We start from the raw sequence: 16275 nt of genomic DNA, 5'->3' as shown, positions 1-16275 counted from the left end.
CTTCCGCCGTCGCCTGCACCTCGGCGAACTTGCCGTCGCCGGTCAGGATCAGGTTCGCGTCGGTTTCGGCATTGCTGTCCTCGGCATAGTCGAGGTCGAGCACCGGCGTGCCTTCGTAGATGCCGCAGCTGATCGCCGCGACCTTCTGGGTGATCGGGTCTTCGGCTAGCGCGCCCGATGCCAGCAGCTTGTCCACCGCGATCCGCAGCGCGACCCAGCTACCGCTGATCGCCGCCGTGCGGGTGCCGCCGTCGGCCTGGATCACGTCGCAGTCGATCACGATCTGACGTTCGCCGAGCTTCTTGAGGTCCACGACCGTCCGCAGCGAGCGGCCGATGAGGCGCTGGATTTCCTGGGTGCGGCCCGACTGCTTGCCCTTCGCGGCCTCGCGGCTGCCGCGCGTGTGGGTGGCGCGCGGGAGCATGCCATATTCGGCCGTGACCCAGCCCGACCCCTTGCCGCGCAGGAAGGGCGGCACCTTCTCCTCCACCGAAGCGGTGCACAGCACGCGCGTGTCGCCGAAGCTGACGAGGCAGCTGCCTTCGGCGTGGATGGTGAAGCCGGGCTCCATCGTGATGTCGCGCATCTGGTCGGGCGCGCGGCCGGAAGGTCGCATATCTGTTACTCCGAAACGATCAAGGGACGGCGCTTAGCGTCCGGCGGCGTGTCTTGCCAGTGTCCAGCGCGCGATTTCGGGGATAAGAGAGCGATCATGAGGATAAAATATCTTGGGCTGGTCGCCTTGGCGGCGCTGGGCGGGTGTATGAGCGGCGGCGAGACGCTGGAGCCGCCCAAGGTGCCCGGCGATGTCATCCGCTTCACCGCCGGGCGCTGTTTCGGCGCGTGCCCGACCTATACGGTGCAGGTGTCGCCCGACGGATCGGCGCTGCTGGAGCCCGAGCGGTTCACATCGGTGCCCGGGCCGACGCGCTTTACCGTGACGCCGGGGCAATATCGCCGGCTGGTGGCGACGCTCAGCCCCCATCGTCCGCCGGCCGGCACGACGCGCAGGATCGAGCATGGCCAGAATTGCGACCGCTTCGCCACCGACATGCCGAGCTATTCGATCGCGTGGAGCCGGCCGGGGCGGGACACGACCCGGCTGGATTATCAGTCCGGCTGCATGGACGCGCGCTATGGCCGGCTGCGCGTCGCCATCGCCTCGGTCCCTAAGATATTGGAGATCGAGCCGATGCTGAAATCGGGGCCGAGCGTGCGATGAGGACATCTTGAGCCGCCCGGCGCTCTTGCCTAGATAAGAGCCATGTCGGGCATCCCGGTTTCCGAACTCAATGATCGCGCGCGCGACGTTTTCCGCCTGGTGGTGGAAAGCTATCTCGGCACCGGCCTGCCGGTCGGATCGCGCACGATCAGCAAGATGGCGTCGCTGAGCCTCTCGCCCGCGTCGATCCGCAACGTGATGCAGGATCTGGAGGAGCTGGGCCTGCTCGCAGCGCCGCATACTTCGGCGGGGCGGATGCCGACCGAGACGGGGCTGCGCCTGTTCGTCGACGGAATGATGCAGGCGGCCGAGCCCTCGCCCGAGGAGCGGCGCGCGATCGAGGCGGGGATCGCCGAAAGCGGCCCGATCGAGGAGGCGCTGTCGGCGGCGACGGCGGCGCTCAGCGGCCTCTCTGCCTGCGCCGGCATCGTCATGGTGCCCAAGCGCGAGCCGGTGCTGCGCCAGTTCGGCTTCGTGCCCCTGAATGCGCGGCAGGCGCTTGCCGTTCTGGTCGGGCAGGACGGATCGGTCGAGAACCGCGTGCTGGACCTGCCCGAAGGCGTGACCCCGGTGATGCTGAACGAAGCGGCGAATTTCATGTCCGCGCGCTTTGGCGGCCTCACCCTGCGCGAGGCGGGCGAGACGCTGGCGCGCGAGATGGAGGCGGAGCGCGGCGCGCTCGACCGCGCGGCGCAGGAGCTGGTGCGGCGCGGCATCGCGATCTGGTCGCATGATGCCGACGACCGGCCGGTGCTGATCGTACGCGGCCAGTCGCATCTGCTGGACGAGAGCACTGCCGCCGATCTCGAACGGGCGCGGCAGCTGCTCGAAGCGCTGGAGGGCAAGCAGGAGATATTGGACCTGCTGCGCGGCGCGCTGGCGGGGAGCGCGACCAAAATCTTCATCGGGTCGGAAAACAAGCTCTTTTCCCTGTCGGGTTCTTCGGTCATAGCCGCGCCCTACCGGGGGGCGGACGGCCGGGTCGTCGGCGTGGTCGGTGTGATCGGCCCCACGCGCTTGAACTATGCCCGGGTGATCCCCATGGTGGATTTCACCGCACAGACGCTGTCGAGATTGATGAGATGAGCGAAGACAAGAATCTGGAAAATACCGAAGTCGTTGACACGCTGCCCGAGGACGCCGCGCCCGCCGGCGATGCGACCACGGACAGGATCGCCGCGCTGGAGGCGGAGCTTGCGACCGCCAAGCAGGACATTCTCTACGCCCATGCCGATACGCAGAATGTGCGCCGGCGGCTGGAAAAGGAACTGGCCGACGCGCGCGCCTATGCCGCGACCGCCTTTGCCCGCGACATGCTGTCGGTCGCCGATAATCTGAGCCGCGCGCTGGCCGCGATCCCCGCCGATCTGCGCGAGGACGAGAAGTTCAAGTCGCTGGTCGTGGGCCTGGAAGCCACCGGGCGCGAACTGGACAGCGTGTTCGGCCGCAACGGTATCACGAGGCTGGAGTCGGTCGGCCAGCCGCTCGACCCCAACAAGCATCAGGCGATGATGGAAGTCCCCTCCGCCGACGCCGCGCCGGGCACGATCCTGGTCGAGATGCAGCCGGGCTACATGATAAAGGACCGCCTGCTGCGCCCCGCGATGGTGAGCGTAGCGAAAGCGCCGGAGTAATTCGCGTTCCCCGGCGCAGGCCGGGGTCCAGTTCCACGGTTCTAACTGGACCCTTGATGGGAGTCACGCGCCTCCCATCAACTACGCCGGGGAACAAGGTGCGCCGAGCTTCCTGCTTGAAACTGTAACAAGTGTTTGGTATAGGTGCCGGAGAGGAGCCTGAGCCATGCAAGACTATCTGCCCCCGATCGACGATTACCGCTTCCTGATGCAGGAGGTGCTCGGCTTCGACGCCGCCATGGCGGACTTGGGGCAGGAGGTGGACAGCGATCTCGCCGTCGCGGTGCTGGAAGAGGCGGGCAAATTCTGCGCCGAGCGGCTGGCGCCGCTTAACCGCGAGGGGGACGAGCAGGGCAGCCGGTTGGAGGGCGGGGTCGTCACTACCCCACCGGGCTTTGCCGACGCCTATCGCGCATTCGTCGCAGCAGGCTGGCCGGCGCTGGCGGGCGACCCGGCGCATGGCGGGCAGGGGCTGCCCTTCCTGCTGCAACTGTGGCTCGACGAGATGCTGTCGGCCGCCAACCTCTCCTTCGGCCTCTTCCCCGGACTGACGCGCGGCGCGGCCGAAGCGATCGCCGCTCATGCCAGCGAGGCACTGAAGGCCGCTTACCTCCCCAAGCTGGTGAGCGGCGAATGGACCGGGGCGATGGCGCTGACCGAGAGCAGCGCGGGCACCGATCTGGCCCTGCTCAAGACCAAGGCGGAGCCGGCGGGGGACGGTTATGCGGTGACCGGGCAGAAAATCTTCATCTCCTCGGGCGATCATGACATGGCCGATAATATCGTCCATCTGGTGCTCGCCCGCCTGCCCGATGCCCCGCCGGGCGTGAAGGGGATCAGCCTGTTCCTCGTCCCCAAATTCCTGCCCGATGGCGCGCGGAACGCCATGTCGGTGGGTGCGCTCGAAAAGAAGATGGGCATCCATGCCCAGCCGACCTGCGTCATGAATTATGACGGCGCGATCGGATGGCTGGTGGGCGAGCCGCACCGGGGTCTTGCCGCCATGTTCACGATGATGAACGCCGAGCGGCTGATGGTCGGCATCCAGGGATTGGGTCTCGCTGGCGCGGCCTATCAGCAGGCGAGCGCCTACGCCAAGGACCGGTTGCAGGGCCGCAGCGCCGATGGCGCGCGCGGGCCGGTGCCGATCATCGACCATGCCGATGTGCGGCGGATGCTGCTCACCGTCCGCGCCTTCGTGGAGGGTGCGCGGGCGCTCGCCGGCTGGACCGCGCTCCAGATGGACCGGGCGCATGGTCATGCCGACGCCGGGGAGCGGGCGAAGGCCGATGCGCTGGTGGCGCTGCTGACCCCGGTGGTGAAGGCGGGCTTCACTGATTTCGGTTTCGAGAGCGCGGTGATGGCGCAGCAGGTGCTGGGCGGCCATGGCTACATCCGCGAATGGGGGCTGGAGCAATATGTCCGCGACGCGCGCATCGCCCAGATTTACGAGGGCACCAACGGGGTGCAGGCGATGGATCTGGTCGGGCGCAAGCTACCGATGGCGGGCGGCGCGGTGGTCGAGGGGCTGTTCGCGCTGATCGCGGCCGATCTGGCGGCGGCGGGTGACTTGGCGATCGCGCGCCAGACGAGCGAGGCGCTGGCGGCGCTGCGGCGAGTGACGGAGGCTTTGAAAGGCGCCGGGACCGACGCGGCGGGGGCGGCAGCGGTTGATTATCTGCGCTGCTTCGCGCTGGTGGCGATGGGGTGGATGTGGACCCGCATGGCCGCAGCGCCGGGGGATACGCCGCTGCACGAGTCCAAGCGCGCGCTCGCCGCTTTCTATGGCGCGCGGATGCTGCCGCAGTGCCATGCGCTCGCTGCCGCGATCGAGGCGGGCGAAGGCGCGATCATGGCGCTGGAGGCGGAGGCTTTTTGAGGGGCGGAGGGGGACTATTGTCCTTGCGTCATCCCAGCGTAGGCTGGGATCTCTCTTTTCTCCGGGCGCAGGAAGAAAAGAGAGATGCCAGCCTGCGCTGGCATGACGAGAAGGGCGGTCAGGGGACATTCCCTCCCATCGTCGTCCCCGCGAACGCGGGGATCCATCTCCCCGGCGCTGCGCTTAGGGTGACGTCAGGAGATGGGTTCCCGCCTTCGCGGGAATGACGGAGATGGGTGGATTGCGGCCGGTCCGTTTAGCCCTCTCCCGTTCTTCACGGGAGAGGGTTGGGTGAGGGTCTTCTTCTTGCTGGCGGCGTTTGTTCAAAGACAAGAAAGACCCTCACCGACTGCGACTAGGCAGCAAGCTGCCAAGTCTCCGTTGCCTTTCCCGCGAGCGGGAGAGGGTGAAAGGAGTGCCCGCTTCTGGTCGTTTTTAGCCATCCTCCCCTGTAAGGGGAGGGGGACCGCCGCCGAAGGCGGTGGTGGAGGGGTGTCGCCCTATCGATAGCTGGACACCCCTCCGTCACGCGCTTCGCGCGCGACACCTCCCCTGCAAGGGGAGGATGATTGCGTGGGTGGTCCGGTCCTTCCGACCCGAGGCCGCTCAATCCAGCATCGCGGCCAGCGCGGGAGTCATATATTCCTGCGCTTCTCCGCCCGTGCGCTGCACCAACCGCGCCGCCACGCCGTGGCGCGTCGCAAGCGCCATGCCTTTGTCCGCGCCCAGCACGGTGATCGCGGTCGCCCAGGCGTCGGCCTGCATCGCGCTGTCATGCAGGACGGTGACCGAGGCGACGCCTTCCGCGATCGGCGCGCCGCGCGCCGGGTCGATGCTGTGGGAGAGGCGGCTGTCGCCTTCCATGCGGTAGCGGCGATAGTCGCCCGAGGTCGCCACCGACAGGCCGCAAAGCGCGATTCGCAAGGTGGGGACGGGGAGGCCGGGGGGCGCTTCGACATCGACCCACCAGGGTTGGAGGTCGGGCTTCACGCCTTCGCCGCGCAGTTCGCCGCCGATCTCGACCAGGAAATGCGCCGCGCCCAGCCCCCGCAGCGCCGCCGCGACTGCATCGACGGCATAGCCCTTGGCGATGCCGGAAAAGTCGAGCGCCACATCGGCTATGCGGCGGGCGCGCTCGGCGTCCAGCTCGATCGCGGTCCAGGGCGCACCCGGCCCGCGCGCCGCCGGCCCCCCGCCTGGCGGGCCGAAGCCCCATTGCGCTACCAGCCGGCCGATGGCGGGATCGAACGCCCCGCCCGACAGCCGCGCCATCTCCAGCCCCGCGCGGAGTACGACCAGCATCTCGCGCGGCAGCATCATCCATTGCCCGACCGGCAAGCAGTTGAAGCGGCTGATCGCCGACGCCGCTTCCCAATTGCTCATCTGGTCTATGACGCGCGCCAGCACCGCCTCGATGGCAGGCGCGCACCCGGCGGGCGGATCGACGATGCGCGCCGACCAGCGCGTGCCCATCGTCGGCCCGCCATGGTCCACGACCGCGCCCGGCTCCCCCGCAAACATGTCGGGCGACAGGCCGGGCGGGATGGCGATGCGGACGCCGTGCGGGGCGGGCTGTGTCAGGGCGCGAGCACTTCCAGCGTCGTCACATAGGCGGCGCGGCGCTGCGGCGGGCCGGCGGGCGCTGCCGGCGCGCCGCCTTCGCCCATCGGCCCGCCTTCGCGCACGCCGCCGACCGTGGCGTTCATCCAGTAGAGGCCGGGCTGCGGCCAGGTGACGGCGATCTTCCCGTCCTGGTCCGCCGTCAGGTCCATCTGGCCCAGCGTGTCGCGATAGCGGATGCCGCCGGGGATGATTGTGACCTTGAGGCCCGCCGCCGGCTTGCCGTCGAGCAGGAACTGGAAGGTTGCCGCTTCGCCCGACACCAGATCATTGGGGTGGGTGACGGGCGCCATTTCGATGCCCTGCCCGGTCGGCTTGAAGATCGTGGTCGTGGGCGCGCCCAGGGTCACGAAAATCTCGTTGCGGTTCGCCATTTCGGCGGTCTGCACATCGGTCGCCCCGGCGGGCAGCGCGGTCGCCAGAGTCGCCTGCGTCGTGCCGCGCGGCAGCCGCTCGCGCTTGCCGTTCAGCATATAGCTGCCCATCAGCCCGGTCGAGACATTGGCGATGCGATAGGTGCCCGGCTGGGTCAGATGCACGTCGAAAGTCGACCGGAACTTGCCCGTCGCGGCATTTTCGATCCGCCCCGCGCTGCCGTCCGGCTGGGTGACGGCGATGCCGTCGGTGCGCATCGGCACATGCTCGAAATAGAAGAGATCGTTGGAGACCGCCGCGTCCACCGTCACCCAGGCGTCGGTCCCCGACAGGGTGGTGGCGGAGGGCAGCATCCACTGGCGATGGGCCTGCGCCGCGCCGGCGAGCAGAAGCGCGGCCACCGCGCCGGCAATCCGGTATCTGGTCTTCATGTGAGGTCTCTTCCTGTTATTTGCCGAATGTCAGCGTCACGGCGCCCAGTTCATTCGCGCCCTGCGCCTTGACGGTCTGGCCCGGCCGGGGCGGCCAGGCGAAGGGCAGGCGGAGCACTTCACGCCCGCCGACTTCCCGCGCCGCCTCGATCAGCAGCGTGTAATTGCCCGGCGTCAGCGCGCCGAGCGGCCCCTTGCCGGTCACAAAGGCGATCTTCTGGTCGCCGGGCGCGCGGGTTGCGCCGGTGACGCCGTCGGCCGGGAACTGCATCGTCCGCCCCGACGCGCGCCACCATTGGCGCACGTCGCGCAGCCATTTCGCGCCTTCGCCGCCCTTCTTCTTGTAATCATACCAGATCGACAGGGTGCGCGGCGCCGCGCCTTCCTTCTCGATCCAGATCGCGACATAGGGGCGATGATATTCCGCCACCGACAGGCGCGGGATCGCGACGTTCAGGGTAAGCGTCTCGGCCAGCGCGGGGCTCGCGCCCGTGCCCAGCGCAACAGTGCCGGTCAGCAGCAGGCGGTGGCGGGTCTGCATGGAAACTCCCTTCAATGGATGAAGATGATGGCGAGGATCGCCGGGATGGCGAGGCCGGCGGCGACCAGCGGCCAGGTGGACGGGCGCTTCCTCGCATGAAGCTGGAGCAGCAGCAGGCCGGTAAGCGCGAAGAGGAAGCAGGCGACAGAGAAAATGTCGATGAACCATTTCCATGCCGTGCCGGCGTTGCGGCCCTTGTGCAGGTCATTGAGATAGCTGATCCAGCCGCGGGTCGTCCGCTCGCTGGTCACTGCGCCGCTCGCCCGGTCGATCGCGACCCAGCCGTCGCCGCCGGGCGTGAGCCGGGCGAGGTAGATTTCATCCGCCGACCATTCGGCCTCGCCGGCGCCGGATAGGCCGATCTCCTTTTCCACCCAGGCGGCGACGGGGGCGGGCAGCGGTTTTTTGGCGTCGGGCGTATCGTCGGGCGCGACCGAAGCGCGCAGGGCAGGGGGCAGAGTCGCGCCCTTCTGCACCGTCTGCGGCGCGCCCTCGATCTCCCCGGCGTGGTTCAGCGTGATGCCGGTGAAGGCGAACAGCAGCAGCCCGATCAGGCTGATCGCCGAACTCACCCAATGCCAGGTGTGAAGCTGTTTCAGCCAGAAGGCGCTCGCCTTTTTCTTCTTCGGCGGGGAAAGCGGAGCGGAGCCGTGCATGGGGGCGGGAACTGGTCCTGATCGGGCGGGTGGCTCCGCATAACGCGAACGACTCGCAATTGCAAACCTGCGGCCGCGAGAAAATTGTAACAGGCGCACGGCCCATCGGCCGGGCTTGACGCTGGACGGCCGCGCGCCTAGCCGAGGGAGTGTAACGCCGACGTAACACGGATCAATGACGTCCGGGGCGTCCAGGCGGAAAGGACGCGCGCGCAGGAGAGCGGGCGACGCCCCTGAATCAAGGATGACAATATGCTGTTGCCGGGCGTGGTCGCGGGATTGATGGTGATGGGTGCGCAAGGGCCGCAACTGGCTATGGCCCCGGTGGCCGACGCCGCGGCCGAATGGCAGGATGTGAGCGCGCCGCCCCCGGTCGTGACCACGATCACGCCGCCGCCGTCCGCGCCGAGCGCCACGCCGCCGCCACCGGCCGCTGGGGGCGATATCGTCGTCACCGGCGAGAAGGGCGCGCCGCCGGGTGATCCGCTCGAAAAGCTCAACGCCCAGAGCTTCGAGGCGGTGCAGTCGGTCGACAAGGCGGTCGTCGAGCCGGTCGCCAAAGCCTATAACAAGGGCCTGCCGCGCCCGGTCCGCAAGGGGCTGCGCAACTTCTTCTCCAATATCGGCGAGCCGATCGTGTTCGCCGCCTATCTGTTGCAGTTCAAGCCCGGCAAGGCGGCGGAGACGGCGGGGCGGTTCGGGATCAACTCGACGCTCGGCCTGTTCGGCTTTGTTGACGTCGCCAAGCGCAAGCCCTTCAACCTGCCTTATCGCAACAACGGTCTGGCCAATACGCTCGGCTATTATGGCATCGGGCCGGGGCCGTATATGTATCTGCCGATCGTCGGGCCGACGACGCTACGCGACATTATCGGCGATACGGTGGACAAGATGATCCTGCCGATGGCGGTGGGCGCGCCGTTCAACAAGCCGGCGGTGGTGATCCCCGCCACCGTCCTCAACCAGCTTGGCGAACGCGCCGCCTTCGACGAGACGATCGAGGCGATCCGCAAGGAAGACGACCCCTATACCGTCTACAAGAACCTGTATCTAAAGCAGCGCCAGGCGGAGATCGACGCGCTGCACGGCCGCGCGCCGGCTGACCCGGTCGTACCCATCTATGGCGAGGGGCTGCGCACGCCGGGCAAGAAGGACGCGCCGCCGGTGACGATCCCCGACCCCTATGACGTGTCGGATGATGCGCCGGCGTCTGACACGCCGCAGTGACCTAGAGCATCCGACGTCAAATCCGAACCACTGCCGTTCGGTTCGAGTAGCTTTCGAGCGAAGTCGAGAAGGCGTATCGAGAACGCGTGCGCAGACTTCTCGACTGACGGTTCTCGACTTCGCTCGAACCTGCTCGAAGCGAACGGGTCAGATTAAAGGCGCGACGCTTTACCGCCCCAGCAAGCCGCGCGCCTGCCCCGCGATCTCGGCCAGCATCGCGACATTGGGGGTCGCCGCCGCCTTGGCGCGCTGGACCAGCGTGCGGAACTGGCGGATGCGCGCGCCCTTCGCCTTCAGCCATTCCTCGACATGGGCGGACACGTCCTTGCCGCCGCCCTGCGCCAGGAAATCGAGCCGCACCTGCTGCATGTCGCGCGCGACGCCGGAGATGAGCAGCCGCTCCCACGGGTCGCTCGGCTCCATCCGCGCGGCGGCGGACTGGACCCAGTCGATGCCGACCGCTTCGCCCAGATGGGTGAAGGCGCGGGTGAGGGCGATCTCGTCCAGCTTCATGCGCCCCGCGAGCGCGGCGATGCCGACGCCGCCGTCGAGCTTGAACAGCAGGGCGGTGCGCTGCGCCAGCGCCTCGGGCGCGCCGAGGCCCAGCAGCCGGTCGGTGATCGCGTTGACGCGCCGCTGCGCCTCGCTGGTCAGCAGATCGTCGACTTCGCCCGCCAGCTTGCTGACCCCGCCCAACAGGGTCGCATGGCCCTGCGCCGGCAGCGTTCCGGCAGGCAGGGCGCGCAATATGTCGGCGATCTGTGCGCGAACCCCGCGCGCAATGTCGCTGAACAGCGCGAGCCGCGCGCCTTCCGCCATGTCGGCGGCGTCGATATCGTCCCACAGCGCGCCGATATCGTAGAGCCGTTCGGCGATCAGGAAGGCGTTGGCGAGGTCGGCGAGCGAGCAGCCTTCCTCCTCCGCCAGCTCGAACGGGTGGATGAGGCCCAGGCGATTGACGATGCGGTTGGCGACCTTCGTCGCGATGATCTCCTTGCGCAGCGCATGAGCTGCGATGGCGTCCGCTTGCCGTTCCTGCATCGCGGGGGGGAAGGCGGCCATCAGTTCGCCCGTCATGCTCTCGTCGCTGGCCAGCTCGCCATGCTCGATCGCGTCCTGGAGCGCGAGCTTCGCGGTCGAGAGCAGCACCGCCAGTTCGGGCCGGGTCAGCCCTTGCCCGTCCTGCGCGCGGCGCAGCAGCTGGTCGTTCGCGGCCAGCCCCTCGACCTGACGATCAAGCCGGCCTGATTCCTCGAACGTCTCGATCAGGCGCACATAGGAGGCGAGTTCGGCCGCGCCGCCGGCTTCGGCGATCGAGAGGCCGAGCGCCTGGAGGCGGTTATCCTCCAGCACGATGTCGGCGACCGCGTCGGTCATGCCGACCAGCAATTCGTTGCGCGCCTCGAACGGCAAGCGGCCTTCCGCCATTTCCTTGTTGAGCGCGATCTTGATGTTCACTTCATTGTCGGAACAATCGACGCCCGCGCTATTGTCGATGAAGTCGGTGTTGATACGCCCGCCTTTCAGCGAGAAGGCGATGCGGCCCGCCTGGGTGACGCCCAGATTCGCGCCTTCGCCGACCACCCGCACGCGCAGTTGCTCGGCATTGACGCGCAGCCGGTCGTTGGCGGGATCGCCCACCTCGCCATGGCTCTGGCCCGCCGCCTTCACATAGGTGCCGATGCCGCCGAACCAGAGCAGGTCGGCCGGCGCCTTCAGGATCGCGGAGATGAGCGCGGCCGGCTCCATCTCGGTCGCCGTGACATCGAGAATGGCCTGCATTTCAGGGGTTAGCGGGATGCTCTTGAGACTGCGCGGGAACACGCCGCCGCCTTTGGAGATGAGCGCCTTGTCATAATCGTCCCAGCTCGACCGGGGCAGGGAGAACAGGCGGTTGCGCTCCTCCCAGCTCTTCGCCGGATCGGGCGAGGGGTCAAAGAAGATGTGGCGGTGATCGAAGGCGGCGACCAGCTTGATCGCTTTCGACAGCAGCATGCCGTTGCCGAACACGTCGCCCGACATGTCGCCGCAGCCCACGACGCTGACCGGCTCGCTCTGCACGTCGACGCCCATTTCGGCGAAGTGGCGTTGCACGCTGATCCACGCGCCGCGCGCGGTGATGCCCATCGCCTTATGGTCATATCCGTTGGAGCCGCCGCTCGCGAAAGCGTCCCCCAGCCAGAAGCCGCGCTCCAGCGCGATCGCGTTCGCAATGTCGGAGAAGGTCGCCGTGCCCTTGTCCGCCGCGACGACGAAATAGGGATCGTCGCCGTCATGGACGACGACTTCGGGCGGATGCTTGACCTTGTTCTGAACAATATTGTCGGTGACCGACAGCAGCGCGCGAATGAAGATGCGATAGCTTTCCGTGCCCTCCGCCAGCCAGGCGTCGCGATCGACCTGCGGATTGGGAAGCTGCTTGGGGTAGAAGCCGCCCTTCGCGCCCGTCGGCACGATGACGGCGTTCTTGACCCGCTGCGCCTTCATGAGGCCCAATATTTCGGTGCGGAAATCGTCGCGCCGGTCGGACCAGCGCAGGCCCCCGCGCGCCACCGGCCCGGCGCGCAGGTGGATGCCCTCGACGCGCGGCGAATAGACCCAGATTTCGCGCCAGGGGAGCGGGGCGGGGAGGCCGGGCACAGCCGCGCTGTCGAGCTTGAACGCCAGCGCCTCGGCCGCCGCCTTGCCGAAGAAATTGGTCCGCAGCGTCGCGGTGATGACCGCGCGCAGCAGCCGCAGCACGCGATCCTCGTCGATCGCGGTCACCTGTTCGAGGCCCGCGTCGATCGCGGCCTGCGCCTCCGCCACCCGATCCTCCGCGCCGTCCCGCGCGGCGGGATCGTGCAGCGCCTCGAACAGGGTGATGAGGTTGGCGGCAACCCCCTGCGCCTTGCGCAGCGTGTCGGCGAAGGTCGCCATGCCATAGGCGACGCCCGCCTGCCGCAGATAGCGGTAGAGCGCGCGGAACAGCACGACGGCGCGGGGCGAAAGGCCGGCGGTGACGATCAGCTCGTTGAAGCGGTCATTCTCCGCCACGCCCTCCAGCACCTGCGCGATCGCCTCGGTCACGACCGACGCGCGATCGACCACCGGCTGCGCCTGCGCGCCGGCGGGCAGTTCCAGCACGAAGCGCTGGACATGGCCCAATGCGCCGCCGTCGATTGCGGTCGTCATTTCCTCGATCACGCGGAAGCCGAAATTCTCGAACGCCGGCACGACTTCGGACAGGGCGATGGTGTGGAGGCTGTAGAGCTTGAGGCGCAGCCGCTCGGCGCAATCTTCCGGGTTGCGGTAGATGCGGATCGACTTGTCGCCCGGCCCCGCGAGGCCGTGGATCAGGCGAATGTCGATCGCCGCTTCGGCCGGACCCGCGCCGCTGCGATAGGCGAGCGGGAAGCCCGGCGCATAACGCTGCGCCAGCGCGGCGGCGCGGCCGCCTTCCTCACTCTGCGCCAGCGCTTCCTCGACCGCCGGCACCCAGCCGCGCACCATCTGCTGCAATTGCGTGTCGAGCGCGGCGGCGTCCGGCACCACGCCGCCCTCGCGCAAGTCGAGCGTGATGCGAAGGAGCGCTAGGCCCCCTTCCTCCAGCGCGATCGACCAGCTCAGCACCGGGCCGTTGGCCGCCTTCGCCAGCATGTCCTGCACCGCGACCCGGCGCGCGGTCGACAGTTCGTCGCGCGGCAGCCAGACGAAGGCGTAGAGATGGCGGGCAAGCGCGCTCGTCGCAAGCGCCAGCTTGGGGCGCGGCCGGTCGCTCAGCGACATGAAGGTGAGCGCCAGACGCTCCAGCGTCTCGCGATCGAAGCCGACGAGAATGTCGTGCGGCAGAGCGGTGAGCGCATGCGCCAGCGTCTTGCCCGCATGGCCCTGCGGATCGAAGCCGAACTTGTCCATCAGGCTCGACAATGCCGACCGCAGCAGCGGCACCTTGTCCGGCGCGGCGGCGAGGCCCGAACTGGTCCACATGCCGGCGTGGATCGACAGCGCCGTCACCTCCCGGCCTTCGCGCACGGGCACGATGATGAGGTCGAGCAGGACGTTGCGGTGGACCCGCGACAGACGGCTCGACTTGATGATGAGCGGGACGCGCCGCCCTTCCTCGAACCAGGCGAAGGCCCCCTCCAGCGAGGCGGGAGCGACCAGCGGCCGGTCGAGCCGGGTACAGATGCCGAGCTGCGCGCTGCTGCCAAGGTCGCGGCGGACGATCTCATGCCCCGTCTGGGTGAAATGGCGCGCGAGGAACCAGCGCAGCAGCGCCGCGCCTTCCTCGTCGAGCACGGCGTCGGCGTCCGTTGCCATGGCGGTCTGCATCGCCCCCCAGTCGGTCACAGCCGCGCGCACGTCCGCCAGCGTTTCGGCCAGCGATTTTTCGAGCGCGCGCCGTGCCTTCGCATCGGCGCGGTCGGCCTCGATATAGATCATCGATTCGCGCCGCGCGCCCGGCGTATCGTCGTCCAGGATCGCGGCCAGCGCGCCGTCCGCCGTGCGCTGCACCGACAGCACTGGATGGAGAAGGCGATGGATGGTGATGTCGGCGGCGGCGAGCGCATTGCCGATCGAATCCACCAGGAAGGGCATATCGTCATTGACGATGGCAAGCCGCATGAAGCGGCCGGTCGCGCCTTCGCCCAGTGTTTCGATCGCGATGGCGGGCTGGCCGGGCTTGCGGCCGTTGGCGATGCGGCCCAGGAAAGCGGCGGCGGCGGTCAGCGCGGCCTGATCCAGCCCTTCGCTCTCGCCGGGCAGCGCGCCCCGGCTCAGCGCCTGTTCCAGCGCCTGCCCGATGATCGTGTCGACTTCCCTGCTCTTCGCGTCCGCCAGCGCCGTCATTCGCTCCACCTCTCACTGCCTTCGCCGGAGGAGCATAGGATCGCCTGCCCCGCGACTCCTCGGCTTTGGAGCGCCTATATGCGCCGGGCCGCCATGGGGCTCAAGACCGGGCAGGAAATTAAATTTCCAAGACTTGAAATAATATGATGCAACGCAGCACGGGTCCGGGCGGATGGCGCGGACCGTTCAGGCTCGGGCGATTATCCGTCAGCAGCAGGGCAATGTCGAGCGCGAAAGGTGGATCAGCGGCGCGCCGCGACGATCACCTTGCGGCCGAGGTCCGACCCTTCGGGCAGCGCGGCGACCAGCGCCAGGCTGCCGTCCGCCTCCCGCCGCGCAACGACTATGGCCAGGCCATCGCCATCGGTCGGTACGGATGTGGGATCGATCGGCGCGGCGGCGCGGATCGCGGCGCGGGCCTGCTGGGCGGGATCGGGGCGCGCGGGGCGGTCGGCGCGGCGGCGGGCGCGCTCGTCGGCGACCAGCGCCTTGAGCCCGCCCTTATAGTGCGCCAGATAATCGGCCAGTTCGCCGACGCCAAGCCCCTGCGCCTGTGCGTGATCGAGCGCGGTCGCATATTCGGTGATGCGCGTCTTGTCATAGGTGGCGCCGAAAACCAGTTTGATGATCGCCGTCATGGGGCTGCGCGCCTGGGCCTTGATGCCATAGTCATGCAGCAGCTCGGCATAATCGTCCGGTCTTACCCGCGCCACCAGCGCGAAATCGTGCGACAGGCTGACCGCGCGATAGAGCGCGGCATGGCTGCGCGCCTCGCTGATCCGCACCCGCGCCGCGCCGTCGCGCGCGATCGCCAGCCAGTCGGCGAGCGAGGCGTCCTCCGCCGGACATTCCATGCCGGCAAGGTCCAGTTCGTCCTCGTCCTCCGCCTCATCAAAGCCCGAAGAGCTGTTCCCTTCGCTGTTCGCGATCGGGCCGTCGGCCCATACCGGCGCACTGCCATGCGGCGCGGGCGCGGTGCGCAGCGCTTCGCCCACTTCCCGCTCCAGCGCCTCGCTGACGCTGCGGCTCGCCACTTCCTTCCAGTTGATGACGCCGAACACGAAGTCGATCGTCTCGTCGTCGGACGAAAAGGGCATCAATATGCCGCGATACATGATCTCCGCGCCGCGCTGGTTGACGAACTCGGCCTCGAACCCGATCGGCGCGGCATTGGCGATGATCTGGAGATAATGGTCGGTGAGCCGCGACAGCAGCGAGCGCGCGGGCACATCGTTGATATAGTCGATCGTCCCGTCGATCTCGCATTCCTGCCGCAGCGCGGTGCCGAGATACACGACCGCAGGATTGTCCATCCCCACCGAAAAGTCGAGGAGGACGGAATTCGGCCCGAAATCCTCGAGCTGATCGGGGGTAAGATCCTCGATCGAGGGCAGCGCCCGGTCGCCCAGCAGCGACGCCCAATAATTATAGGCGCGCACCTGCATCCGCCGTTCTTCGGACAGGGCGAAAGGCGGTTCCTCCACCTCCAGCGCGTCGACATCGTCGAAATCCTGCCGGTCGTTCGCGGCCTCATGCCCCCGCATCGTGTCCATCGCGCTATCCCGTCTCTCAAGAACCGCCACGAAACGCGGCCTCCCGCAGGGGACAGTGGCAGCGGATGGTAAATTTGCGGTAAAAATCCGGGGGCGGCCTTTGCGGGAGCGATTACGCCGACGAAGCGAAAATGTCCGCTTGTCCTAGCCTCCAACCGCTGGTATCTGCCCGCCCCGACGCCGCTTTAGCTCAGTCGGTAGAGCATCGCATTCGTAATGCGAGGGTCACGTGTTCGAGTCACGTAAGCGGCACCATTTCGGTCCAAAAGCCCGAGTCCCTAGCACCGCCGCCTCTACGCCAGAG

At 68.0% G+C, this 16275-nt stretch carries 12 protein-coding genes and 1 tRNA gene; 6 read left to right on the top strand and 7 right to left on the bottom strand.

All coding sequences use genetic code 11. From position 1 onward, the window contains the following. A partial coding sequence (gene rph / locus V2B31_RS11840) for a ribonuclease PH (protein ID WP_328278679.1) occupies positions 1 to 616 on the bottom strand: 616 nt, incomplete at its 3' end. Between the two features lie 96 nt (positions 617 to 712). On the opposite strand from rph, the gene V2B31_RS11835 reads away from it, so the two are divergent. From V2B31_RS11835 to V2B31_RS11820, 4 genes are all read left to right on the top strand, one after another. Further along, positions 713 to 1222: a DUF6438 domain-containing protein gene (locus V2B31_RS11835; protein ID WP_328278677.1), complete on the top strand. Its 510-nt coding sequence runs from the start codon at positions 713 to 715 to the stop codon at positions 1220 to 1222. A 42-nt stretch (positions 1223 to 1264) separates the two neighbouring features. Continuing rightward, complete coding sequence (gene hrcA, locus V2B31_RS11830; RefSeq protein ID WP_328278675.1) at positions 1265 to 2308, top strand: heat-inducible transcriptional repressor HrcA; 1044 nt, start codon at positions 1265 to 1267, stop codon at positions 2306 to 2308. Then, complete coding sequence (gene grpE / locus V2B31_RS11825; protein WP_328278673.1) at positions 2305 to 2856, top strand: nucleotide exchange factor GrpE; 552 nt, start codon at positions 2305 to 2307, stop codon at positions 2854 to 2856. Before hrcA ends, grpE begins: the two co-directional genes overlap by 4 nt. A 166-nt stretch (positions 2857 to 3022) precedes the next feature. Continuing rightward, entirely contained in the window at positions 3023 to 4735 is a 1713-nt protein-coding gene (locus tag V2B31_RS11820; RefSeq protein ID WP_328278671.1) for an acyl-CoA dehydrogenase, read from the top strand. 606 nt (positions 4736 to 5341) lie between these two features. Here the strand turns inward: V2B31_RS11820 and V2B31_RS11815 are convergent. The 4 genes from V2B31_RS11815 to V2B31_RS11800 all read right to left on the bottom strand — a co-directional run bounded on the left by V2B31_RS11815 (position 5342) and on the right by V2B31_RS11800 (position 8358). Continuing rightward, positions 5342 to 6208, bottom strand: a complete 867-nt coding sequence (locus V2B31_RS11815) for an FAD:protein FMN transferase (RefSeq protein WP_328278681.1) — start codon at positions 6206 to 6208, stop codon at positions 5342 to 5344. Positions 6209 to 6312: 104 nt separating this feature from the next. After that, positions 6313 to 7161 carry a DUF4198 domain-containing protein gene (locus V2B31_RS11810; RefSeq protein WP_328278669.1) on the bottom strand — a complete coding sequence of 283 codons (849 nt, stop codon included), beginning with the start codon at positions 7159 to 7161 and terminating at the stop codon, positions 6313 to 6315. A gap of 16 nt (positions 7162 to 7177) precedes the next feature. Continuing rightward, positions 7178 to 7702, bottom strand: a complete 525-nt coding sequence (locus tag V2B31_RS11805) for a DUF2271 domain-containing protein (protein WP_328278667.1) — start codon at positions 7700 to 7702, stop codon at positions 7178 to 7180. Positions 7703 to 7713: 11 nt separating this feature from the next. Then, positions 7714 to 8358: a PepSY-associated TM helix domain-containing protein gene (locus tag V2B31_RS11800; RefSeq protein WP_328278665.1), complete on the bottom strand. Its 645-nt coding sequence runs from the start codon at positions 8356 to 8358 to the stop codon at positions 7714 to 7716. 252 nt (positions 8359 to 8610) lie between these two features. Between V2B31_RS11800 and V2B31_RS11795 the strand changes: the two genes are divergently transcribed. Beyond that, complete coding sequence (locus V2B31_RS11795; RefSeq protein ID WP_328278663.1) at positions 8611 to 9585, top strand: MlaA family lipoprotein; 975 nt, start codon at positions 8611 to 8613, stop codon at positions 9583 to 9585. Positions 9586 to 9753: 168 nt separating this feature from the next. Here V2B31_RS11795 and V2B31_RS11790 read toward each other — a convergent pair whose 3' ends face one another. Both V2B31_RS11790 and V2B31_RS11785 read right to left on the bottom strand, forming a co-directional pair. After that, entirely contained in the window at positions 9754 to 14418 is a 4665-nt protein-coding gene (locus V2B31_RS11790; RefSeq protein WP_328278661.1) for an NAD-glutamate dehydrogenase, read from the bottom strand. Positions 14419 to 14660: 242 nt separating this feature from the next. Then, complete coding sequence (locus V2B31_RS11785; protein ID WP_328278659.1) at positions 14661 to 15971, bottom strand: PAS domain-containing protein; 1311 nt, start codon at positions 15969 to 15971, stop codon at positions 14661 to 14663. Positions 15972 to 16150: 179 nt separating this feature from the next. On the opposite strand from V2B31_RS11785, the gene V2B31_RS11780 reads away from it, so the two are divergent. After that, positions 16151 to 16226: transfer RNA gene (locus V2B31_RS11780), tRNA-Thr, on the top strand. Positions 16227 to 16275 lie beyond the last annotated feature (49 nt).

This window comes from Sphingobium sp., from assembly GCF_036170395.1.
GTDB lineage: Bacteria > Pseudomonadota > Alphaproteobacteria > Sphingomonadales > Sphingomonadaceae > Sphingobium.
This window is presented reverse-complemented; position numbering and strand designations above follow the sequence as displayed.